The organism is Micromonospora avicenniae, assembly GCF_900156065.1.
In the GTDB taxonomy this organism is placed as follows: domain Bacteria; phylum Actinomycetota; class Actinomycetes; order Mycobacteriales; family Micromonosporaceae; genus Micromonospora; species Micromonospora avicenniae.
In genome coordinates this window covers 62,673-83,853 of the sequence record NZ_FTNF01000022.1, presented here as the reverse complement: position 1 = coordinate 83,853, position 21,181 = coordinate 62,673, and the positions used below count along the sequence as shown (strand labels likewise).

23 protein-coding genes and 1 riboswitch are annotated in these 21,181 nt (G+C 72.2%); of the genes, 6 read left to right on the top strand and 17 right to left on the bottom strand.

Features of this window, described 5'->3' with window-relative positions; translation table 11 throughout:
* Nucleotides 1-30: 30 nt before the first annotated feature.
* The 4 genes from BXA10_RS25235 to BXA10_RS25220 all read right to left on the bottom strand — a co-directional run bounded on the left by BXA10_RS25235 (nt 31) and on the right by BXA10_RS25220 (nt 4,466).
* Nucleotides 31-2,043, bottom strand: coding sequence for an acyl-CoA dehydrogenase family protein (locus BXA10_RS25235; protein WP_076473326.1), 2,013 nt, complete (start codon nt 2,041-2,043; stop codon nt 31-33).
* Between the two features lie 150 nt (nt 2,044-2,193).
* Nucleotides 2,194-2,697: a DUF6328 family protein gene (locus tag BXA10_RS25230; protein ID WP_076473325.1), complete on the bottom strand. Its 504-nt coding sequence runs from the start codon at nt 2,695-2,697 to the stop codon at nt 2,194-2,196.
* Nucleotides 2,698-2,829: 132 nt separating this feature from the next.
* On the bottom strand, nt 2,830-3,579 hold the full coding sequence (locus tag BXA10_RS25225; protein ID WP_076473324.1) for a sugar isomerase domain-containing protein: 750 nt from the start codon (nt 3,577-3,579) through the stop codon (nt 2,830-2,832).
* A gap of 56 nt (nt 3,580-3,635) precedes the next feature.
* A complete protein-coding gene (locus tag BXA10_RS25220; protein WP_076473345.1) occupies nt 3,636-4,466 on the bottom strand; it encodes an alpha/beta fold hydrolase in 831 nt (276 codons plus the stop codon).
* A gap of 73 nt (nt 4,467-4,539) precedes the next feature.
* Nucleotides 4,540-4,644: riboswitch (TPP riboswitch) on the top strand.
* A 76-nt stretch (nt 4,645-4,720) separates the two neighbouring features.
* On the opposite strand from BXA10_RS25220, the gene BXA10_RS25215 reads away from it, so the two are divergent.
* The 3 genes from BXA10_RS25215 (at nt 4,721) to BXA10_RS25205 (ending at nt 7,712) form a co-directional block, all read left to right on the top strand.
* A complete protein-coding gene (locus tag BXA10_RS25215; protein ID WP_076473323.1) occupies nt 4,721-5,311 on the top strand; it encodes an ECF transporter S component in 591 nt (196 codons plus the stop codon).
* 143 nt (nt 5,312-5,454) lie between these two features.
* On the top strand, nt 5,455-6,915 hold the full coding sequence (locus tag BXA10_RS25210) for an ABC transporter ATP-binding protein (protein WP_076473344.1): 1,461 nt from the start codon (nt 5,455-5,457) through the stop codon (nt 6,913-6,915).
* Nucleotides 6,912-7,712 (top strand): energy-coupling factor transporter transmembrane component T family protein, encoded by an 801-nt coding sequence (locus BXA10_RS25205; protein ID WP_076473322.1) that lies wholly within the window; start codon nt 6,912-6,914, stop codon nt 7,710-7,712. The genes BXA10_RS25210 and BXA10_RS25205 overlap by 4 nt, the downstream gene beginning before the upstream one ends.
* 135 nt (nt 7,713-7,847) lie before the next feature.
* Here the strand turns inward: BXA10_RS25205 and BXA10_RS31035 are convergent, their stop codons facing one another.
* Nucleotides 7,848-8,099 (bottom strand): hypothetical protein, encoded by a 252-nt coding sequence (locus tag BXA10_RS31035; protein WP_245828475.1) that lies wholly within the window; start codon nt 8,097-8,099, stop codon nt 7,848-7,850.
* A gap of 306 nt (nt 8,100-8,405) precedes the next feature.
* On the opposite strand from BXA10_RS31035, the gene BXA10_RS25195 reads away from it, so the two are divergent.
* Nucleotides 8,406-8,708: an MTH1187 family thiamine-binding protein gene (locus BXA10_RS25195; RefSeq protein WP_245828479.1), complete on the top strand. Its 303-nt coding sequence runs from the start codon at nt 8,406-8,408 to the stop codon at nt 8,706-8,708.
* A 109-nt stretch (nt 8,709-8,817) separates the two neighbouring features.
* A complete protein-coding gene (gene gndA, locus BXA10_RS25190; protein WP_076473319.1) occupies nt 8,818-10,260 on the top strand; it encodes an NADP-dependent phosphogluconate dehydrogenase in 1,443 nt (480 codons plus the stop codon).
* 272 nt (nt 10,261-10,532) lie between these two features.
* Here the strand turns inward: gndA and BXA10_RS25185 are convergent, their stop codons facing one another.
* The 4 genes from BXA10_RS25185 to recO all read right to left on the bottom strand — a co-directional run bounded on the left by BXA10_RS25185 (nt 10,533) and on the right by recO (nt 12,729).
* The gene (locus BXA10_RS25185) at nt 10,533-10,799 is read right to left on the bottom strand and encodes a thioredoxin reductase (protein ID WP_245828472.1); all 267 of its coding nucleotides are present in this window, start codon (nt 10,797-10,799) and stop codon (nt 10,533-10,535) included.
* 28 nt (nt 10,800-10,827) lie between these two features.
* Nucleotides 10,828-11,013 carry a hypothetical protein gene (locus tag BXA10_RS25180; RefSeq protein WP_076473318.1) on the bottom strand — a complete coding sequence of 62 codons (186 nt, stop codon included), beginning with the start codon at nt 11,011-11,013 and terminating at the stop codon, nt 10,828-10,830.
* Between the two features lie 93 nt (nt 11,014-11,106).
* Nucleotides 11,107-11,889: an isoprenyl transferase gene (locus tag BXA10_RS25175; RefSeq protein ID WP_175649307.1), complete on the bottom strand. Its 783-nt coding sequence runs from the start codon at nt 11,887-11,889 to the stop codon at nt 11,107-11,109.
* A 39-nt stretch (nt 11,890-11,928) separates the two neighbouring features.
* Nucleotides 11,929-12,729, bottom strand: coding sequence for a DNA repair protein RecO (gene recO / locus BXA10_RS25170; protein ID WP_076473316.1), 801 nt, complete (start codon nt 12,727-12,729; stop codon nt 11,929-11,931).
* 102 nt (nt 12,730-12,831) lie between these two features.
* On the opposite strand from recO, the gene BXA10_RS25165 reads away from it, so the two are divergent.
* Complete coding sequence (locus BXA10_RS25165; RefSeq protein WP_076473342.1) at nt 12,832-13,647, top strand: DUF4097 family beta strand repeat-containing protein; 816 nt, start codon at nt 12,832-12,834, stop codon at nt 13,645-13,647.
* Here the strand turns inward: BXA10_RS25165 and BXA10_RS25160 are convergent.
* The 8 genes from BXA10_RS25160 to BXA10_RS25125 form a co-directional block, all read right to left on the bottom strand.
* On the bottom strand, nt 13,634-14,737 hold the full coding sequence (locus BXA10_RS25160; protein ID WP_076473315.1) for an acyltransferase family protein: 1,104 nt from the start codon (nt 14,735-14,737) through the stop codon (nt 13,634-13,636). The two genes, BXA10_RS25165 and BXA10_RS25160, sit on opposite strands and share 14 nt — an antisense overlap.
* A 235-nt stretch (nt 14,738-14,972) precedes the next feature.
* On the bottom strand, nt 14,973-15,869 hold the full coding sequence (gene era / locus BXA10_RS25155) for a GTPase Era (RefSeq protein WP_076473314.1): 897 nt from the start codon (nt 15,867-15,869) through the stop codon (nt 14,973-14,975).
* Complete coding sequence (locus tag BXA10_RS25150; protein WP_076473313.1) at nt 15,866-16,252, bottom strand: cytidine deaminase; 387 nt, start codon at nt 16,250-16,252, stop codon at nt 15,866-15,868. The genes era and BXA10_RS25150 overlap by 4 nt, the downstream gene beginning before the upstream one ends.
* Nucleotides 16,245-17,654, bottom strand: coding sequence for a hemolysin family protein (locus BXA10_RS25145; RefSeq protein WP_076473312.1), 1,410 nt, complete (start codon nt 17,652-17,654; stop codon nt 16,245-16,247). The genes BXA10_RS25150 and BXA10_RS25145 overlap by 8 nt, the downstream gene beginning before the upstream one ends.
* Complete coding sequence (gene ybeY, locus BXA10_RS25140) at nt 17,630-18,103, bottom strand: rRNA maturation RNase YbeY (protein WP_076473311.1); 474 nt, start codon at nt 18,101-18,103, stop codon at nt 17,630-17,632. Before ybeY ends, BXA10_RS25145 begins: the two co-directional genes overlap by 25 nt.
* A 14-nt stretch (nt 18,104-18,117) precedes the next feature.
* Nucleotides 18,118-19,179: a PhoH family protein gene (locus BXA10_RS25135; RefSeq protein ID WP_076473310.1), complete on the bottom strand. Its 1,062-nt coding sequence runs from the start codon at nt 19,177-19,179 to the stop codon at nt 18,118-18,120.
* Between the two features lie 224 nt (nt 19,180-19,403).
* The gene (locus BXA10_RS25130; protein WP_076473309.1) at nt 19,404-20,780 is read right to left on the bottom strand and encodes a serine hydrolase domain-containing protein; all 1,377 of its coding nucleotides are present in this window, start codon (nt 20,778-20,780) and stop codon (nt 19,404-19,406) included.
* Nucleotides 20,777-21,136: a histidine triad nucleotide-binding protein gene (locus BXA10_RS25125; protein WP_076473308.1), complete on the bottom strand. Its 360-nt coding sequence runs from the start codon at nt 21,134-21,136 to the stop codon at nt 20,777-20,779. Before BXA10_RS25125 ends, BXA10_RS25130 begins: the two co-directional genes overlap by 4 nt.
* Nucleotides 21,137-21,181 lie beyond the last annotated feature (45 nt).

The following is a 21,181-nucleotide window of genomic DNA, read 5'->3' as shown; positions in this document are numbered from 1 at the left end:
GCCCGAGAGACGCCCGGGGGACGGCTCAGGTCACTGGGGCGGTGGGATCCGCCGGCGGACGTCGGCCGCGACGGACGGGCCGGGCGACCAACGGGCGACCCAGGGCAGCTCGTCGGGCGGGGTGATCACGCCGGACTCCAGGTCGGCGTAGCGGCCGGCGAGGATCCGCTTCGCCGCCGCGACGTCGACCGAGTCGGTGTTCTCCCAGAGCGCCGTGAGGAGAGCGTCGACCCGTACCCGGGCCTGCCGGCAGAAGAGGTCGGCCAGTTCGACGTTCTCCGGCCGGGTGTCCCGCTCGGCGTGCGCGCGGACGCACACCGCGGCCATCGCGAACAGCTCCGCGCCGATGTCCACGATCCGCCCCAGGAACGCCTGCTTGCGCTCCATCCGGCCCTGCCAGCGGGACATCGCGTAGAACGTCGAACGGGCGAGCTTGCGCGAGACTCGCTCCACCTGCCGCAGGTGACCGGCGAGCGGCCCGAACTCGGCGTACGCCCTGGGGCTCTGACCCCGGCCGACGGCGAGCGTGGGCAGCCACTTCGCGTAGAAGGCCCCGGCCCGGGCCCCCGCCTTAGCCTTACGACCGAGGCCGGCGTCCGGGTCGATGACGTCCCCGGCGACCGAGAGGTGCGCGTCGACCGCCTCCCGGGCGATCAGCAGGTGCATGATCTCGGTCGAGCCCTCGAAGATCCGGTTGATCCGTACGTCGCGCAGGAGCTGCTCGACGGCGGCGGGGCGTTCACCACGGGCGGTCAGCGACTCGGCCGTCTCGTAGCCGCGACCGCCGCGGATCTGGATCAGGTCGTCGGCGATCCGCCAGGCCATCTCGCTGGCGTAGAGCTTGACGAGCGCCGCCTCGATCCGGATGTCGTTGCGGTCGTCGTCGGCGAGCCGGCAACAGATCTCCAGCATGGTCTCCATGCCGTACGTCGTCGCGGCCATGAAGGCGAGCTTCTGGGCGACCGCCTCGTGCGTGCCGACCGGCCGGCCCCACTGCACCCGATCGGCGGCCCAGTTCCGGGCCACGTTCAACGACCACTTGCCGGCGCCCACGCACATGGCCGGCAGCGACAGGCGGCCGGTGTTGAGCGTGGTCAACGCGATCTTCAGCCCCTTGCCCTCACCGCCGATGACGTTCTCCCTGGGCACGAAGACGTCGTGGAACCGCGTGACGCTGTTCTCCAGCCCGCGCAGTCCGAGGAAGCCGTTGCGGCGCTCCACCGTGATGCCGTCGGCGTCGCCGTCCACCACGAAGGCGGTGATCCCACCGCGGCGCCCCTCACCGGCCGGCACCCGGGCCATCACGACGAGCAGGGTGGCCACGGTGCCGTTGGTCGCCCAGAGCTTCACACCGTTGAGCCGGTAGCCGGTGCCGTCCTCGGTCGGCTCCGCAGTGGTCGCCAACCTGGCCGGGTCGGAGCCGACGTCCGGCTCCGTCAGCAGGAACGCGGAGACCTCACCGGCGGCCAGCCGGGGCAGGAAGCGCTGCTTCTGCTCCGCCGTACCGAACATCTTCAGCGGCTGCGGCACGCCGATGGACTGGTGCGCGGAGAGCAACGCGCCGATCGCCGGGCTGACCGAACCGGCGAGCATCAGCGCCCGGCAGTACTGGAGGTTGCTCAGTCCGAGCCCGCCGTACGTCCGGTCGATCTTCATGCCGAACGCGCCGAGGCGGCCGAGCCCCTGGAACACCTCGTCGGGGATGCGCGCGTCCCGCTCGATCGCGGCGCCGTCCACCTCGGTCACGAGGTACTCCCGGAGCCGGGCGAGGAACTCCTCGGCGCGGGCGTCCTCGTCCGCATCGGAGCTCGGCCAGGGGTTGATCAGGTCGAGTCGGAACCGGCCGAGGAAGAGCGACTTGCCGAAGCTCGGGCGGTCCCAGGTGGACTCACGGGCCGCCTCGGCGACCTGGCGGGCCTCCTTCTCGGAGACGTGACCCGCCTCGCTCGGCAGCAGGGCGGCGGTGCCGCCGCTGGTCTCGGTTGGCTCCGGAGTGCCGCCGGAGGCGTCCGGCTCGGGTCGGCTGTTCTGCGTCGTGGTCACGGCTGCCCCCTCGAACCTCGGTCCGCTGCGTCAACGTGCTCGACAAACGCCACGCTACCCCCGGTTGTTACCCAGAGGTAGCTCTCCGTAAAGATCGAGTTCCGGCGATGGGGGCCGGTCGGGCGTACGCCTCCGGTCGGCGCCTCGGGGTCAGTCGCCGGTGAGCGTACGGGGGTCGTCGTCCTCGTCGTCGATGTCGTCCTCGCCCCAGTTGCGGCGGACGAACGGCAGCAGCCCCCAGAAGGCGAGGAACCAGAGCCCGGTCAGCCCGCTGATCACGAACGCGAACGGACGGTCGAGGACGAAGTCGGTGATCAGCAGCACGGCGCTGACCATCGAGACCAGCATGAAGGCGAGCCCGTAGGAGGCCATCCGGTGGGCGAACCGGACCAGCTCCGGCTTGCGCCCCTGGCGGAAGAGCGCCCGGTGGAACGCCACCGGCGAGATGATCAGCGCCGTGGCGGCCGCGGCGGCCAGCAGCGCGACGACGTAGACGTCCTTCTGGAAAGCGGTCGTACGCGTGAAGCCGTTGCTGAACGGCAGAGTCAGCAGGAAGGCGAACAGGATCTGCACGCCGGTCTGCGCCACCCGCAGCTCCTGGAGCAGGTCGGCGAAGTTGCGCTGCCAGCGCTGCCGCTCGGTCTCCTTGGACACGCGCTACCTCCTGCTCCGACGCTACCGCCGGCGGAGCCGGCCGCCGGCGGTAGCGCCAGTGCCCGATCGCCCGTCATCCGAAACGGGCTCACAAGAAGTCGGGTGGGACCCCACCCGGTCGGGCGGCCGGGGTCAGGAGCCCCGGCGGATACGACCGGCGTACCGGGCCTCGAGCGCGTGGTTGTGCTCGTCGCCGCCGGCGATGTTGGCGGACAGGTAGACCGGGGGCTGCTGCCCGGCGGCGAGCAGCCGGGCCACCACCTCGACCGTGATCTGCTGCGCGAGCAGGGCGGCGGTGATGGAGGAGACCGCGCCGACCGCGCCACCGCCGGGCAGCGGCAGCGTCGCGTCGCCGTACGGAGCGCCGTTGTCGAGCACCACGTCGGCGAAGTCGGCGAGCTTGCGCCCGGACGGGTGGCGGGACGTCATCTGGCCGGAGTGCTGCGCCGAGGTGATCGCCACCAGAGCGTGACCGTTCTCCTTGACGACGGATGCGAACTCCACCATCGCGCCGTTGACCCCCGAGTTCGAGGCGAGCACGAAGACGTCCTGCGGGCGTACCGGGGCCAGTGCGTAGAGGCGGTGCGCGACCGTCGGATCCCGCTCCAGGGTGGGGCCGAGCACGTCGGCCGGAGCACCGCCGAGCAGTACCAGGTCGCGCAAGGCGATCCGGTTGGTGGGCACCAGCCCGCCGGCCCGGCCGGCGATCTCCATGGCGAGCGCCTCGGAGTGCCCGGTGCCGAAGGCGTGCACCACCCCGTCGGCGCGTACCGCCTCGGCGATCAGGTCAGCCGCGCGGCCGACGGCCTCCCGCTGGCTGCCGGCCACCCGGTTCATCGTCTCGGTCACCATCGCCAGGTAGCCCTCGGCGCTCAGTGTCATCGTTCCTCCGTCCCATCCGTGCTGATGTCCCCCACCGAACCCGGGTACGGCCCCGCTCAGGCCGTGCCGCGTACCCGGGTCAGGATCGCCTCGGCCAGCGGCGCCGGCGCCTCGTCCGGGATCCAGTGGCTCACCCCGGGCAGCTCCACGAAGCGGTAGTCGCCGGTCACGTGCTGCGCACACAGCTCCGCGACGCCTCGGCCGATCGCGTTGTCGCGGTCGCTCCAGACGTACGTGGTGGGCACGGTCACCGGCCCGACGGCGCCCAGCGCGGCCCCCGACATCGCCCGGTACCAGTTCAGCGCCCCGGTCAGCGCGCCGGGTTCGCGCATCGGCTCCGCGTACGCCGCCACCCGGGCGGTGTCGCCGACGCCGCGGAGCAGCCGGCGCAACCCTGCCGCCCGCAGCCCGAGCAGCGCCTTCTCCGCCTTCCCGGCCTGGCGGAACAGCACCATGTACGACGAGCGGGCCTTCTGCTTCGGGTCGTGCGCGAGCGCGTACGCCATGGCGGCCGGGTGTGGCACCGAGACGGCGGTGAGCGTCCGCACCCGCTCGGGGTGCGCCGCGGCGACCGCCCAGGCGACGGCCGCGCCCCAGTCGTGCCCGACGAGGTGCGCCGCCTCGACGTCCAGCGCGTCGAGTAGCGCCACCGTGTCGGCCACCAGTTCCGGCAGCTGGTACGCCTCGACCTCCGCCGGCCGGGCGCCGGGCGAGTAGCCGCGCTGGTCGGGGGCGTACGTGCGTAGCCCGGCGGCGTGCAGGGCGGGCACCACCTCGTCGAACTCTCCGCCATGTTGCGGGAAGCCGTGCAGCAGCAGGACGGGTTCGCCGCGCTCCGGGCCGCCGGCGCGTACCACGAACTCCAGACCACGGGCGTCGATGCGCATGATCGGCAGCCTACCCAGGTCGGGCGGCATGGCCCGGCCCCTGCACGCAGTGCTAGCGTCTCCGTATCAATTTCACATCCGACAGGGGAGCGCACAGCGCTGAGAGTGCGGGCACGCCCGCAGACCCTCGAACCTGATCTGGGTAATGCCAGCGCAGGGAGTTCGGTCGACCTCCAGCCGCGTCGCCGTCCGGTGAAAACCGGGCGCGGCGTGCGTCTTCTCCTGGTTCCTGCGGCTGAACTGGGAGCAAACAGATGAAAAGCAACGACACCAATCGCTGGCGAACCATCGACATCGTCGTCGCGTCGGTGATCGCCGTCGCCTTCGGCGTCATCTTCTGGGCCTGGAACCTGGTCTGGAGCGCCACCGACGCGGCGTTCGCCTTCTTCCCGCCGGCCCAGACGCTGATCTACGGCGTCTGGCTGGTCCCGGCCGTGCTCGGTGGCCTGGTCATCCGCAAGCCCGGTGCGGCGCTCTACTGCGAGACGGTGGCCGCGATCCTGTCCGCGCTGCTGGGCAGCCAGTGGGCGAGCATCACGATCGTCCAGGGCGTGATGCAGGGCATCGGCGCCGAACTGGCCTTCGCAGCGTTCCGGTACCGCTCGTTCCGCCTGCCGGCGGCGGTGCTGGCCGGCGCGCTCACCGGCGTCAGCGCGGCGGTCTTCGACTTCGTCTACTGGAACACCGAGACCGACCTGGCGAGCTACCGACTCCCGTACGCCCTGCTCACCGTCGTCAGCTCGACGATCGTGGCCGGCGTCGGCGGCTGGGCGCTGACCCGCGCGCTCGCGAACACCGGCGCCCTGGACCGCTTCCCCGCCGGCCGCGAACGCGCCGCCATCTAACCCGACCCCCGACCCCCGACCCCGTTGATCAAGAGGTTTGCGTCAACGGTGGTCGCGATCCTGACGCAAACCTCTTGATCAACGTTGCTGGGCGACGGGCGGGGCAGCCCGCCGGGTGGATGGGTGGGGAGGAGGTGGCGGTGGTGAGCGGTGTCACGCTGCGGGGGTTCGGGTGGCGGCACGCCGGGCGGAAACGCTGGGCGGTCCGCGGCGTCGACCTGCGCATCGAGCACGGCGAGCGGGTGCTGCTGCTCGGTCCCTCGGGCGCCGGCAAGAGCACCCTGCTCGCGGCGCTCGCCGGGCTGCTGCCCGAGGACTCGGGCGAGCAGAGCGGCACCGTCGAGATCGACGGACTCGACCCGCGTAAGGCCAGGGAACGCGTCGGCATCGTCTTCCAGGACCCGGAGAGCCAACTGGTGATGGCCCGCTGCGGCGACGACGTGGCGTTCGGGCTGGAGAACCGGGGCGTGCCGACCGACGAGATCTGGCCCCGGGTCGACGAGGCGCTGCGCCGGGTCGGCTTCCCGTACCGCCGGGACCGGCTCACCGCCCAACTGTCCGGCGGCGAACAGCAGCGGCTGGCGCTGGCCGGCGCGCTCGCCCTGCGGCCGGGGCTGCTGCTGCTCGACGAGCCGACCGCCAACCTCGACCCGGCCGGCGCGACGCTGGTGCGTTCGGCGGTCGCCGGTGCGCTGGACGCCGACACGACGCTGATCCTGGTCGAACACCGGGTGGCCGAGGCGCTGCCCCTGGTCGACCGGGTGGTGGTGCTGGAACCCGGCGGCGGCGTACGCGCCGACGGCACGCCGGAAGCGGTCTTCGACGTGCACGGTGACGCGCTCGCCGCCGAGGGTGTCTGGGTGCCGGGTCGCACCGTGCCGTCGCGCCGCGCCACCGTCGCCCCCGGCGAGGCGCTGCTCACCGCCGATCGGCTCGGCCTGCCGCCCCGCCTGGCCGAAACCGACCTGACCGTACGCGCCGGCGAGGCGCTCGCCGTGCTCGGTCCCAACGGGGCAGGCAAATCCACCCTGGCGCTGCTCCTCGGCGGGCTGCTCAGGCCCGGCAGCGGCGCGGTCACGGCGAGCGCGGAGCTGGCCGGCCGGGACGCCCGCACTCCCCCGTATCGCTGGCGCGCCCCGGCCCTGGCCACCCGGATCGGCTCGGTGTTCCAGGATCCGGAGCACCAGTTCGTCACCGGCACGGTCTTCGACGAACTGGCGCTCGGCCCGCGCCGCACCGGCCGGCCCGAGGCGGAGGTCCGCACCACGGTGGACGAGCTGCTCGACCGGCTGCGGCTGACCGCGCTCGCGGCCGCCAACCCGTACACCCTCTCCGGCGGTGAGGCGCGGCGGTTGAGCGTGGCGACGGCCCTGGCCACGGCGCCCCGGCTGCTGATCTGCGACGAGCCCACGTTCGGCCAGGACCGGCGGACCTGGCTGGAGCTGGTGGACCTCCTCGCCGACCTGCGCGACGCCGGGCACGGTGTCGTCACGGTCACCCACGACGCGGAGTTCGTCGCCGCGCTGGCCGACCGGCAGGTCACCCTGACCCGCCCCGTGCCGGCCGACGGTCGGCCGGCGGCCTCGACCGGGGGGCCCTCGTGATCGACCTCGAACCGGTCGCCGTCCCCGGCGCGCCGCTGGCCCGGCGCAACCCGGTGGCCAAACTCGCCGCCGCCCTGCTCTTCTCGTTCGTCCTCGTCGCCACGCTCGACCCGATCGCACCGGCGATCGCCATCGCCGTCGAACTGGTGGCGTTGCCGCTCTTCGGCGTCCGCTACCGGGTGCTGGCCCGCCGTGCCTGGCCGCTGCTGGTGAGCGCGGCCGGCATCGTGGTCACCCTGGTGCTCTTCGCGGCGGAGCGCTCCGGCCGGCTGCTGTTCGAGGCGGGCCCGGTCGTGGTCACCTCGGGCGTGCTGCTGACCGCGCTCGGCCTGGTGCTGCGGATGTTCGCGGTGGCGCTGCCCGGCGTGATCGTGTTCGCCACCACCGACCCGACGGACCTCGCCGACGCGCTGATCCAGAACGCGAAGGCGCCGGCGCGGTTCGCCGTCGGCGCGCTGGCCGCGTTCCGCCTCGTGCCGCTGCTCGGGCACGAGTGGCAGGCGATCAGCATGGCCCGCCGGGCCCGCGGGGTGGACGCCGGACGCAACCCGGTGGCGAAGCTGCGGCTCTTCGTGTCGACCGCGTTCGCCCTGCTGGTCGGGGCGATCCGGCGGGGCACCCGGCTCGCCGTCGCGATGGACGCGCGAGGGTTCGACGCCGGCATTCCGCGTACGGTCGCCCGCCGCCAACGGTTCACCGCCGCCGACGCGTGGCTCGTGATCGGTGCGGTGGCGCTGGCTGCGGCCGCCCTCTCCACCAGCATCGTGCTCGGGACCTTTCGCCCCCTGATCGGCTGACGGGAACCGCGCTGCGGCACCCGCGAGGCGGGCCGGACCGGCGACGCCTCCCGCCCCGACGCAACGCGACGGCACGGGCGGCGAGCCGAAGCGGGTGCGGCCCATCGCCGCGACGATGGGCCGCACCCGGGCCGGTCAGCTGCGTCGGAAGGCGTACCGGCGGGGCTGGCCCGCCCGCTGGCTGCCCCGGCCCGACCCCGAACGGCCGTGTGCGACCGGCGGACCGGCCTTCGGCGGCGCCGTACGTGACTGCGGCTCAGCCAGGCTGTCCGGCAGCGGCACCACGGCGGGCGCCACCGACAGCCGGTCGAGGTCGACAGGCGTCAGGTCCTCGACGGTGCGGGCGGTACGGGTCGTACGGGACTTCGCAGTGCGCTTGGCAGGCATCCGGGCCTCCTTCTCCGCGGACCGGCCGGGCGGGACGTGCCGACACCGACGGTCACGGCGCCGCACGGCCCGGCCGGTCATCGGCTGGGCGGGAACCGGGCTGGAGTGAGCCACGGTCGGGACGGACAGGGACTGGTCCCGGGATCGGCCACGCCCGGCACACCACTACGGCGGCGGGAAGAGATGCGGACGCCCGGGAACGCACGGACCGCGCGCACGGGCGGCGGGCCGGCTCGGAACTGGACGTCATCAGCGCATGGACGGACCCTATCCACCACCCGGGCGTACGCGCACCCGAATTAGGATCTGTCCATGCTGATCGCGTTCTCGATCACCCCGCTCGGCGTCGGCGAATCCGTGGGCGACCTCGTCGCGGACGCGGTCCGGGTGGTCCGCGAGTCCGGCCTGCCGAACCGGACCGACGCCATGTTCACCACGATCGAAGGCGAGTGGGACGAGGTCATGTCGGTGGTGAAGCGGGCCGTGGACGCGGTCGCCGAGCGCGCGCCGCGGGTCAGCGTGGTGCTCAAGGCAGACGTCCGGCCGGGGGTCACCGACGCGCTCAGCGGAAAGGTCGCCCGGATCGAGGCCCGGCTCGCCGAGGGCTGATCGAAGGCACGCCCCTACCGACGGTGACGGGATCACGATCACTGGTATCCGTCGCCGTCCGTCGCGATAGGTTCGAAACGCGAACAGCGACAGTGAGAGGTGGCGGCGCATGGCCGAGCAGGCGAAGGCGCAGATCGGCGTTACCGGGCTCGCGGTGATGGGCCGGAACCTGGCCCGCAACCTGGCCCGCAACGGGTTCCGGGTAGCGGTGCACAACCGCACGCCGGAGCGCACCCGCAGCCTCGTCGCCGAACACGGCGACGAGGGCACCTTCGTGGCCACCGAGTCGATGGCCGACTTCGTCGCGGCGCTGGAACGGCCACGCGCGGTGATCGTCATGGTCAAGGCGGGCGGACCCACCGACGCGGTCATCGACGAGCTGGCCACGCTGCTGGAGCCGGGCGACATCGTGGTGGACTGCGGGAACGCCCACTTCGCCGACACCCAGCGCCGGGAGGCGGCGCTGCGCCGGCACGGCCTGCACTTCGTCGGCACCGGCGTGTCGGGCGGCGAGGAGGGCGCGCTGCACGGGCCGAGCATCATGCCCGGCGGCTCCGAGGAGTCGTACCAGAAGCTTGGGCCGATCTTCGAGAAGATCGCCGCGCAGGTCGACGGGGTGCCGTGCTGCCGGCACATCGGCCCGGACGGCGCCGGCCACTTCGTGAAGATGGTGCACAACGGCATCGAGTACGCCGACATGCAGCTCATCGCCGAGGCGTACGACCTGCTGAGGGCCGGTCTGGGCGCCGAGCCGGCGGAGCTCGCGGAGATCTTCCGGGAGTGGAACCGCGGGGAGTTGGAGTCCTTCCTCATCGAGATCACCGGGGACGTGCTGGCGCACACCGACGCCAGCACCGGCCGGCCGTTCGTCGACCTCGTGCGCGACCAGGCGGAACAGAAGGGCACCGGCCGGTGGACCGTGCAGAGCGCGCTCGACCTGGGCATTCCGATCACCGGCATCGCCGAGGCGACGTTCGCGCGTTCGCTCTCCGGGCACGCCGACCAGCGTGAGGCTGCCCGCCGGGCGTTCCCCGGCGGCGGCGCGAAACTGAAGGTCGACGACCGCGACACGTTCGTCGAGGACGTCCGCCGGGCGTTGCTGGCCTCCAAGATCGTCGCTTACGCGCAAGGCTTCGACCACATCAGCGCGGGCAGCCGCGAGTACGACTGGAACATCGACCTGGGCGGCACCGCCACCATCTGGCGGGGCGGCTGCATCATCCGGGCCCGGTTCCTGGACCGCATCCGCGAGGCGTACGACGAGCAGCCCGACCTGTCCACGCTGCTGGTGGCACCGTACTTCGCCGAGGCGGTCAGCGCGGGCGTGCCGAGCTGGCGTCGGGTCGTGGCCGAAGCGGCCCGGGCCGGGGTGCCGGCTCCGGCGTTCTCCTCGTCGCTGGCGTACTTCGACGCGCTGCGCGCGGAGCGGCTGCCGGCCGCGCTGATCCAGGGCCTGCGGGACAACTTCGGAGCGCACACGTACCACCGGGTCGACCGTCCGGGCACCTTCCACACCCTCTGGGCCGGCGACCGGTCCGAGGTGGAGGCCTGAACGCGCCCAGCCCCGTCTGGCCGCGATTCCCGCGACGCTCGGCGAGGAGAGGGAACTCTTCGAACAAGTAGCACTCGCCCCGCGCTAGGGCCGGCCCGGCGCGCACCACCACCGTCGAGCCATCTCAGCTACTCCTCTGATACCTGAGAGGCATATTTATGCCTCTCAGGTATCAGGCTCGGGGAGAGACTTGCCTCCGGCGGCCACGCCCGGAACGGAAGGCGCCCGAACCGGCGGGCTCGCACCGGACGGCAGACCGACGGGGCCCGGCCTCACCAGGCGCGCTGCGTCTCCTCCGCCGGCGTCGGCGCCCAACCCGCGGCCGGCTCCCCCTGGGCCAGCTCGCCGATCTCACCGGAGCGGATGGCCGGGGTGTGACCGAGTTCGGCGCAGTAGCGCTCGGCGACGTCGGCGCAGATGTCCGCGACCCGTTCCCGCTGCGCGGCGTCGACCAGGTCCGCGACAGCCAGCGCGGCCGTCATCTCGTACCGGAGATCCCGCATGACCACCCCCGCGTCGGGGGCGTACCCCCGCGACACGCCCCGCGCCTCCGATCCTAGGCGGAGATCACCAGAAGCGACGGCGCTTGGACTTCTGCGGGCGTAGCTTGTCCGCGCCCTTGGCGAGCAGCCGGCTGACTCTCGAAGGGCCACGACGGGCCTCCATCTTGCGGCTGAGCTGACGCGCGCCGGCTGCCGCCACCGGAACGGCGATCGCCATCAGCGCCCACTGGGCGATGCGCTTCTGGATCATGTGGGTTCACCTCTCTCAGTGGCTCCTGAGGAGACAGATACCCAGCGTGACGGCGAAGTAAGCCTCCCGGTGGCCCGCCCGGGACCGTGAGGCTCAGCCCTGCGTGGGCGGGGCGACCGGGTTGGGCAGCGCACCGCCGAAGCGCCGGTCACGCTGCGCGTAGAGCTCGCAGGCGTACCAGAGGTGCCGACGGTCGAAGTCCGGCCAGAGCGTGTCGAGGTAGATCAGTTCGGCGTACGCGCTCTGCCAGAGCATGAAGTTCGAGGTCCGCTGCTCCCCGGACGGGCGGAGGAAGAGGTCCACCTCGGGGACCTCCGGGTGGTAGAGGTACTTCGCCACGGTCTTCTCGTTGACCTTGGACGGGTCGAGCCGGCCGGCCGCCACCTCGCGGGCGATCGCCGCCGCCGCGTCGGCGATCTCCGCCTGCCCGCCGTAGTTCACGCAGAACTGGAGGGTGAGCGTCGAGTTGCCGCGGGACATCTCCTCGGCGGTCTGCAGTTCGGAGATGACGCTCTTCCAGAGCCGCCCCGCCCGGCCCGACCAGACCACCCGTACGCCGAGGTCGACCAGTTGGTCACGCCGGCGGCGGATCACGTCGCGGTTGAAGCCCATCAGGAAACGGACCTCTTCCGGCGATCGCCGCCAGTTCTCCGTGGAGAAGGCGTACGCCGACAGGTAGGGGATGCCCATCTCGATGGCACCCTCGATCGTGTCGAAGAGGGAGAATTCCCCCGCCTCGTGGCCCTTGGTGCGCGGCAGCCCACGCTCCTTGGCCCACCGACCGTTGCCGTCCATCACCACCGCGACGTGCCGCGGCACCGCGTCCGCCGGCAGCGCGGGCGGACGAGCACCGGACGGGTGCGGTGTGGGTGGCACCGGCTCGCGCCGACCGGCCCTCAAAGATCGAATCACCTGCTACTCCCTGTTCACGCTATCGGCGCCAGGTGCCGGAGCACCCCGGTCTACCAGCGGAAGCGAGCGTAGCGCGCGTTCCAGGTGCCACTGCAGGTGCGCCGCGACCAGGCCACTGCACTCCCGGCGTACACCGGCCTCGGTGGCGTCGGCGATCCGCCAGTCGCCACTACTCAACGCGAACATCAGATCGATGGTGGCGGGCGCCGGATGGGCCGCGCCGGGCGGCCGGCAGTCCGGGCACACGATGCCACCGGCCGGTACGGAGAAGGCCCGATGCCGCCCGGGCGTGCCGCAGACGGCGCACGCGACGAGCGCCGGCGCCCAGCCGGCCAGCGCCATCCCCCGCAGCAGGTACGCGTCGAGCACGAGGGTGGTGGCGTGGCTGCCCTCGGCGAGCGCGCGCAGGGCGCCGAGGGTGAGCTGGAACAGCCGCAGCGAGGGCTCCCGCTCGACCGGGGTGAGCCGCTCGGCCGTCTCGGCGATCGCGCTGGCCGCGGTGTAGCGCGGGTAGTCGCCGAGGAACCGCTTGCCGTAGAGGTCGATCCCCTCGACCTGGCTCACCGTGTGCAGCGAGCTGCCCTGGTTGCCCTTCGGGTCCCCGGCGAGCTGGAGGTCCACGTGCCCGAACGGCTCCAGCCGGGCACCGAACTTGCTGGTGGTGCGCCGCACGCCCCGGGCCACCGCGCGGATTCGACCGTGCCGTCGGGTGAGCAGCGTGATGATCCGATCGGACTCGCCGAGCTTCTGCACGCGCAGCACCACCGCGTCGTCGCGGTAGAGCTGTCGGCGGTACCCGGCCATCCGGCCATTCTCCCTCGGGGTGCGATATCAGGGTTCCTTCGGGGTGCCGCGGCGACGGATCCCCGATGCGCCTCGGGCGGTACCGCCCGTAGCGTGCTCGCCATGACCGCTCAGCCTTCCGGCGGCTCCGCTCGCGCCGGCCGCCGCCGTACCGTCGCCCCCGTCGCGCTCGGTGCCGCCGCAACCCTGATCCTTCTCACCGGGTGCGACAACCTGTCGTACCGGCGGCTGGACTTCGACAACACGGAGACGGCCCGGATCACCACGATCCGGGTGCTTCCCGGCTCGGGGGACGTGGTCGTACGGGCCACCGGCACGGCGTCCGAGGTACGGATCAAGCGGGTGGTGCGCTATCAGGGTGCCGAGCCGAAGGCGAAGTACGAGATCAAGGGCAGCGAACTGGTGCTGGACACCGACTGCGGGTCCCGGTGCAGCGTGTCGTACGAGGTGACCGCCCCCGAGGGTGTCGCCGTTCGGGGCGAGAGCAGCTCCGGCGACGTCGAACTGACCCGGGTCGGCGCGGTGGAGTTGCAGGTCCGCTCGGGAGACGTCCACCTCACCGGCACCACCGGCCCGGTACGGCTGGAGGCCAGCTCCGGCGACATCGAGGTGTCCGAGGCCAGCGGTCCGCTCACCCTGCGCGCCTCCTCCGGCGACATCTCGGCCCGCCGGCTGCAGGGCGAGGTGGACGCCGAGGCCAGGTCCGGAAACGTCACCCTCGAGCTGGAGAAGGCCGCCTCGGTCCGGGCGCACGCGAGCAGCGGCGAGGTCAATCTCGTCGTGCCTCCCGGCCCGTACCAGGTCCGGGCCGACGCCAGTTCCGGCGACGAGCATGTCACGGTCACCGACGACCCGACCGCCAAGCTGGTACTCGACGTGAGCACCCGCAGCGGCGACCTCAACCTCAGCCAGCGGTGACCTCCGCCGTGGCCGACTCCGGGGCGCCGCGCTGCGCGGGTACCCGGTTGCCGGTCGAGGACGACGGCGGCCCGGTACGGGTCGCGGTCCGGCGGCCGCCCGGGAGCAGTTCCGGCCGCCGCCGCGCCGCGATGTCCTCCACCCATCCCACGGCGAGCGTCACCACGCCGACCAGGGCGAAGACCAGCACCACCCGGATCGCCAGCCCGCGCGGATCCTCGTGCGACCAGCCCACCCCGTCGAACAGCGGGGTGAGCCCGACCACGAACGGCATGTGCCAGAGGTAGATCGTCAGCGCCCGCCGGTTCAGTACGGTCACCACCCGCCCGAACACCGCGTTGCGGTCGACCCACGCCGCGCCGGACGGCCCTCGGCCGAGCACGACCAGGATGAACGCCAGCGACCAGAGGGCGTTGCCGAGGTGGTTGTCGTTGAGGTCGAAGCCACGCGGCCCGGGATGCGTGAGGATCCACGCGCCACCGGCCGCGGCGAGCAACAGCACCGCCGGGACGAGCACCCGGTTGGCGAGCCGGCGCAGCATGCCCGCGTGGTGCGCGAACCCCAGCATCCAGGCGCCGAAGTAGAGGCCGAACTCCCGGAACGGGCCGGGCGCGTCGGGCCAGATCCCCGACTCGATCACCACGAGCAGCACGTACGGGGTCAGCAGGGTCGGCAGCGGGGCCCGACGGAACAGCCAGAGCGCGATCGGCGAGGCGAAGACGAACCACAGGTAGTCGCGCAGATACCAGATCGGGCTCAGCGCCAACGCCCCCCAACTGTTGGCGGGCGGGTCCGAGACCGGAAAGAGCCAGAGCAGCACACGTGGTGTCAGTGGCAGCCCGGTGAGCAGCATCGCCGGCACGAAGACGGCGGCCAGCACCCAGAGCGACGGCAGCAGGCGGCGCAGGCGGCGCAGCACCGCCGCTGGGCCGGACCGGTCCAGCGAGGCGGCCATCAGCGAGCCGGCCAGCGCGAACATCACCGACATCGCCGGGAAGACCAGCGTCAGCGAGGCGAGGCCGGTGACGTGGTAGACGACGACTCGAACGATGGCGAGGAAGCGGAGCAGGTCAAGGTATCTGTTTCGCATCAGCCTGCATCTGTCTCGGGGGCGCGACGGATGCCTCCTACCCTCCGCCGCGTCGCCGGCAAACTGCCGCACGCCCCACTCAGAGGTGAAACTTCCCATACGCCCGACCGAGTCGGATCAACGTATCGCGCCGTCCAGCCGATATCTGATCGACTTTCGACCGATGCTGATCAGCCGGACGGCTGCGCCGTCCGGCTGATCGTTGACGTTGAGTACGGGGGCTGGGCGAAACGCCTCAGAAGCCGAGCTTGCGTAACTGCTTCGGGTCGCGCTGCCAGTCCTTTGCCACCCGTACGTGCAGGTCCAGGAAGATCCGGGTGCCCAGCAGCTCTTCAATCTGCCGGCGGGCGTTGGTGCCGACCTCCTTGAGCCGGCTGCCCCGGTGACCGATCACAATCGCCTTCTGGCTGGGCCGCTCGACGTACAGGTCGGCGAAGATCCGGACGAGCTGCCCCTCGGGGATCATCTCCTCCACCACCACGGCGATGGAGTGCGGCAGCTCGTCACGCACCCCCTCCAGCGCCGCCTCCCGGATCAGCTCCGCGACGAGCACCTGCTCCGGGTCGTCGGTGAGCATGTCGTCCGGGTAGAGCTGCGGGGACACGGGCAGGTACCCGGTCATCACGTCGACCAGGGTGTCGATCTGGTGACCGGAGACGGCGCTCACCGGCACCACTGCCGCGAACTCGCCCAGCTCGCTCACCGCGAGCAACTGTTCGGCGAGACGCTTGCGATCCACGAGGTCGGTCTTGGTGACCACGGCCAGCACGGTCGCCTTCAGCTCGGCGAGCTCGCCGCTGATGAACCGGTCACCCCGCCCGATCGCCTCGTCGGCCGGGATGCAGAGCCCGATGACGTCGACCTCGCTCCAGGTCTGGCGGACCAGGTCGTTGAGCCGCTCGCCGAGCAGCGTACGGGGACGGTGCAGGCCCGGGGTGTCGACGAGGACGAGCTGCGATTCCGGCCGGTGCAGTACGGCCCGGATGACGTGCCGGGTGGTCTGCGGCTTGTTCGAGGTGATCGCGATCTTCTGGCCGACGATCGCGTTGGTCAGGGTCGACTTGCCGGCGTTCGGTCGTCCCACGAAGCACGCGAAGCCGGCCCGGTAGGGGCGCTCCTCCGGGTCCCTCACTGGATCACCGTGCCCAGGACGGTGCCGTCCGGCGCGGCCACGTGGATCGGCGCGTCCGCGGCCAGGTCGCGGACCGCCGCGTGCCCGGCGCCGTCCAGCGTCGAGGCTTCGGTCACCACCACGGCGGCCTCCAGCCGGGTCGCGCCGGCGGCCACCGCCGAGGCGACCGCGAGTTGGAGCGCGGTGAGCGTCAGCGAGGGCAGCGCCACGCTGGCGGCCGCGTACGTGCGGCCGTCCTGGTCGCGCACCGCCGCACCTTCCACGGCTCCCACCCGGCCGCGGGCCCCCCGGGCCAGGACGACCAGCTTGGCGTCCTCGGCGCTCAGCTCCGGCACGGCGGACGGGGTCGGCCGCGCCGCGGGCACGGTGGACGACTCAGGCATCGGCGGGTTGCCTCTCCTCGACTCGGTTCTGATTGCCCCGGGACTCGGCTCGCTCGCCGCGCCCCGGGTTCTCCTGCACGTCTGTCGGTTCGACCCGGCTGACGAGCACGGTGTCGATCCGGTTGCGCCGGCCGGTGGTGCCCTCGGCGACCAGCCGCAGGCCGGCCACCTCGACCCGGGCCCCCGGGATCGGCACCCGACCCAGCGACTGGGCCAGCAGTCCGCCGACCGTCTCCACCTCGTCGGTGGGCAACTCGATGTCGAACAGCTCGCCCAGGTCCTCCACGGGGAGCCGGGCGGTGACCCGCACCGACCCGTCCTCCAGTCGCTCGACCGGCGGGCGCTCGACATCGTACTCGTCGGTGATCTCGCCGACGATCTCCTCGAGGATGTCCTCGATGGTGACCAGGCCGCCGGTGCCGCCGTACTCGTCGACGACGATCACCAGGTGGTTGCGGGCCGCCTGCATCTCGGAGAGCAGGTCGTCGACGGGCTTCGACTCCGGCACGAAGGTCGCCGGGCGCATCAGCTCCGAGACCGGCAGCTGCTCGGCCGCCGGATCTCCGCCGCGCACCCGACGGATCAGGTCCTTGAGGTAGAGCACGCCGAGCACGTCGTCGACGCTCTCGCCGATCACCGGGATCCGGGAGAAGCCCGAGCGGAGGAAGAGCGCGAGCGCCTGCGAGAGCGTCTTGCTCTCCTCTATCCACACCATCTCCGTACGGGGCACCATCACCTCGCGGGCGATGGTGTCGCCGAGGGCGAAGACGGAATGGATCATCTGCCGCTCGCCGTGCTCCACCACACCGCGCTGCTCCGCGAGGTCGACCAGCTCGCGCAGCTCGATCTGGGTCGCGAACGGGCCCTCCCGGAAGCCGCGCCCCGGCGTCACCGCGTTGCCGATGAGGATCAGCAACGAGGCGAGCGGATTGAGCGCGCGCCCCAGCCAGCGGACCAGCGGGGCCACCGCCCGGCCGACCACGTAGGCGTGCTGCCGGCCGAGCGTCCGCGGGGCTACCCCGACCACCACGAAGCTGACCACGGTCATCGCGCCGGCGGTGACGAGCGCCGCCCGCCAGCCCGCGCCGAAGGTGTCGACCGCGACCAGCGCCACCAGCGTGGTGGCGGTCAGCTCGGCAAGCAACCGCAGCAGCAGGAGCAGGTTGAGGTGCCGGACCACGTCACCGGCGACGGCCTGCAACGTACGCGCGCCGCGGGCGCCGTCACGGGCCAGTTCGGCGGCCCGCGCCGGCGATACCGCGGCGAGCGCCGCCTCGGTCATCGCGATCAGCCCGGCGAGCACCACCAGACCGGCGGCGAAGACGAGCAGCTGCGCGTCCGGCAGGCCGGCGGCGGCTGTGGAGGCCTGGGCGGACATCACTGTGACCGGCTCGACCGCCAGCTGGACAGCAGTCGGGCCTGGAGCGCGAACATCTCCCGCTCCTCCTCCGGTTCCGCGTGGTCGTACCCGAGCAGGTGCAGCACCCCGTGCACGGTCAGCAGGTGCAGCTCGTCGGCGGTCGAGTGACCCGCGGTGGCCGCCTGTTTGGCTGCGACATCGGGGCAGAGCACGATGTCGCCGAGCAGGGCCGGCTCACCGCCGGCCGGGGCGCTCTCGCCCGGGCCGTGGTCGACGCTGCCCTCGTCCATGGGGAAGGCGAGCACGTCGGTCGGCCCGTCGCCGCCCATCCAGCGGTGGTTGAGCTCGGTCATGTAGTCGACGTCGACCAGCAGCACGGAGAGCTCGGCGAGTGGGTTGACCCCCATCTCGTCGAGGGCGTGCCGGGCGACGGCGAGCACGGCGTCGGTGTCGACCTCGACACCGGACTCGTTGGCGATCTCGATGGACAACTGTTTCCCCTGATCTAGCGGCGGCGACCGGACCGGCCGCCACCCTGGGCGGTCCGCCCCGGTACGGCGTGCACGCCCTGCGCCTGCTGGTTCTCCCGCTCGGCGTCCCAGCGGGCGTACGCGTCGACGATCTCGCCGACCAGCCGGTGCCGAACCACGTCGGAGCTGGACAACTGGGCGAAGTGGACGTCTTCCACGTTCGCGAGGATCTCCCGTACCACGCGCAGACCGCTGGTCGTCCCGCCCGGCAGGTCGACCTGGGTCACGTCACCGGTGACGACGATCTTGGAATTGAAGCCGAGCCGGGTGAGGAACATCTTCATCTGCTCGGGCGTGGTGTTCTGCGCCTCGTCGAGGATGATGAACGCGTCGTTCAGCGTCCGACCGCGCATGTACGCCAGCGGCGCCACCTCGATCGTGCCCGCGGCCATCAGCTTCGGGATCGAGTCCGGGTCGAGCATGTCGTGCAGCGCGTCGTACAGCGGGCGCAGGTAGGGGTCGATCTTCTCGTTCAGCGTGCCGGGCAGGAAGCCCAGCCGCTCCCCCGCCTCCACCGCCGGCCGGGTGAGGATGATCCGGTTGACCTGCTTGGCCTGGAGGGCCTGAACGGCCTTCGCCATCGCCAGGTAGGTCTTGCCGGTGCCGGCAGGGCCGATGCCGAAGACGATGGTGTGCGAGTCGATGGCGTCGACGTAGCGCTTCTGCCCGAGGGTCTTGGGACGGATGGTGCGTCCGCGCCGGGAGAGGATGTTCAGCGTCAGAACGTCGGCGGGCCGCTCGGCGCTGCCCTGCTCGAGCATGCCGACGGTACGCCTGACGGCGTCAGTGGTCAGGGTCTCGCCTTTCTCGATGAGTTCGAGCAGCTCGGTGAAGAGGCGCTCGGCGAGGGCGTTGTCCGAGGGCGCACCGGAGATGGTGATCTCGTTACCCCGGACGTGCACGTCACTGTTGACCGAGCGTTCGACGAGTCGCAGGATCTCGTCACCCGCACCGAGCAGGTTGACCATGATCTTCGGATCCGGAACGGTGATCCGGGTCTGCACCTGGGGCGGGCCGGGAGGTGGGGTGCCGGTCATAGGTCGGGCCGAAGGGCCCTGTGCCACCTGCTCTCGATCTCGGCGCCGGCCCTGGTGGCGCGGCGTACGGACGTTCCACCCATCGTATCGGTTCAACACCGGCGGCATCGTGCGCATTTCCCCGCCCTGAGGTGGCACGCGCACGGCCTACCAACAGCGACGAAAGACACAAAGAGGCCAAAGCAGCGCAGGACGGTACGAACCCGTCCTGCGCCGCCCGCGGGTCAGTTCCCGGCGCGGAAGTCGAACCGGTCGAACGTCTCCTGGTTGCGGGTGAACCGGTAGGTCGCCCAGTGCATCCGCACCACCGTCCCCCGTTCGTCCCGGCTCAGCCGCAGCAGCTCACCGACCTCCCGGCCGGAGACCGTCCGGAACACGTCCGGCTGGTCGGGCAGCGGGGCGAAGACCGCCGGCGGCTTGCCGGGCGGATCCCCGGCGCCGCGGGCCCGCAGCGACCCGTCGTGCCAGGAGAAGACGTACTCGTACCCCTCGCCCCACCAGCGGCCGAGCATGCCGCGCAGCGGCGCCGGGGCGGGCAGGCCCGGCCGCCACGGCTCGATCTCCGCCGGATCGTGTTCGACCGCCGCGGCGAGCAGCTGGTGCGGCAGGTCGAGGGCTTCGGACGCGCTGCCGGACGAGAGGAGAACGGCGCAGCCCATCGCCCCGGGAGTGCCCGCCCCGCCGCGTCGGCCGTAGACGCCGGCCAGGAAACCCGGCATCGCGCCGTCGTGCCCCACGTGCATCACCCGATCGCCCTGCGGCACCAGGATCAGGCCCAGCCCGAAGCCGCCGGCCCAGAGGGTCTCGTCGGTCACCGTCACCGGCCAGCGCATCTCGTCGAGCGTGGCCGGGGCGAGCACCGTACCGGCCGGCTCGACCGCCGCCGGATCGGCCAGGAAGGCGGCCCAGCGCGCCATGTCCCCGGCGGTGCTCCAGAGCTGGGCGGCCGGCCCCACGGCACCGAAGTCGGTCGGCGGCTCCGGGTGCGCCTCGTCCGAGTACGCGTCGACCAGGAAGCCGGTGGCGGCCGCCGGACCTGGACTCACCGTGGTGTCGGTGAGCCCCAGCGGCAGCAGCACCCGGTCGCTGAGCACCTCGGCCCACGTTCCCCCGCGCAGCCGGCCGACCAGTTGCCCGAGCAGCGCCATGCCGAGGTTCGAGTAGTGGAAGCGGCGGCCCGATGGCAGCACCCGCTCCGCCCGCGCCAGGTCGGCCAGGAGCTGCTCGGTGTCGGGCGCGCGCAGCGTGTCCCACACGTCGCCGTACGGCTCACGTTGCAGACCGGCGGTGTGGGACAGCAGCCGGCGTACGGTCAACTCGCCGTGCGCGGGCAGGTCGAGGTGCCGGCCCACCGGGTCGTCCAGGTCGAGCAGCCCGTCGTCCCGGCACTGGAGCGTCAGCACGGCGGTGAACGTCTTGGTGACCGAGCCGATCCGGAACTGCGTCCGAGGCCCGAGCGGGCTGTCGTTGCCCGTACCGCCGACGGTGCAGGTCCAGAGCGGCCGGTCGGCCCGGTGCAGGGCCGCCGAGACCGCCGGAATCCGGTTGTGCGCCTGCGTCTGGCGCACCAGCCGGTCCAGCCGGTCCGTCACCGCGCTCACGCGAGATCCCGGGCGAGCATCGGGCCGAGCGGCGCCCCACCGAGCAGGTGGGCGTGCACGTGGAAGACCTCCTGGCCGCCGTACGCCCCGGTGTTGAACATCAGCCGGAAACCGTCACCGAGCAGGCCCTCGTCGTCGGCGATCGCGGCCGCGGTGGCGAGCACCTCACCGGCGAGCGCCGGGTCGCCCTGGGCGAGCGTCGCGACGTCGGCGTAGTGCTCCTTGGGGATCACCAGCACGTGCACCGGCGCCTTCGGGTTGATGTCGCGGAAGGCGAGGGTGTTACGGGTCGCCCGGACGACGGTGGCCGGGATCTCCCCGGCGACGATGCGGCAGAACAGGCAGTCTGATCCCATCCGGGCAGTGTAAGGAAGGGCCCCTGTTCGATGCCTCTGCTATGG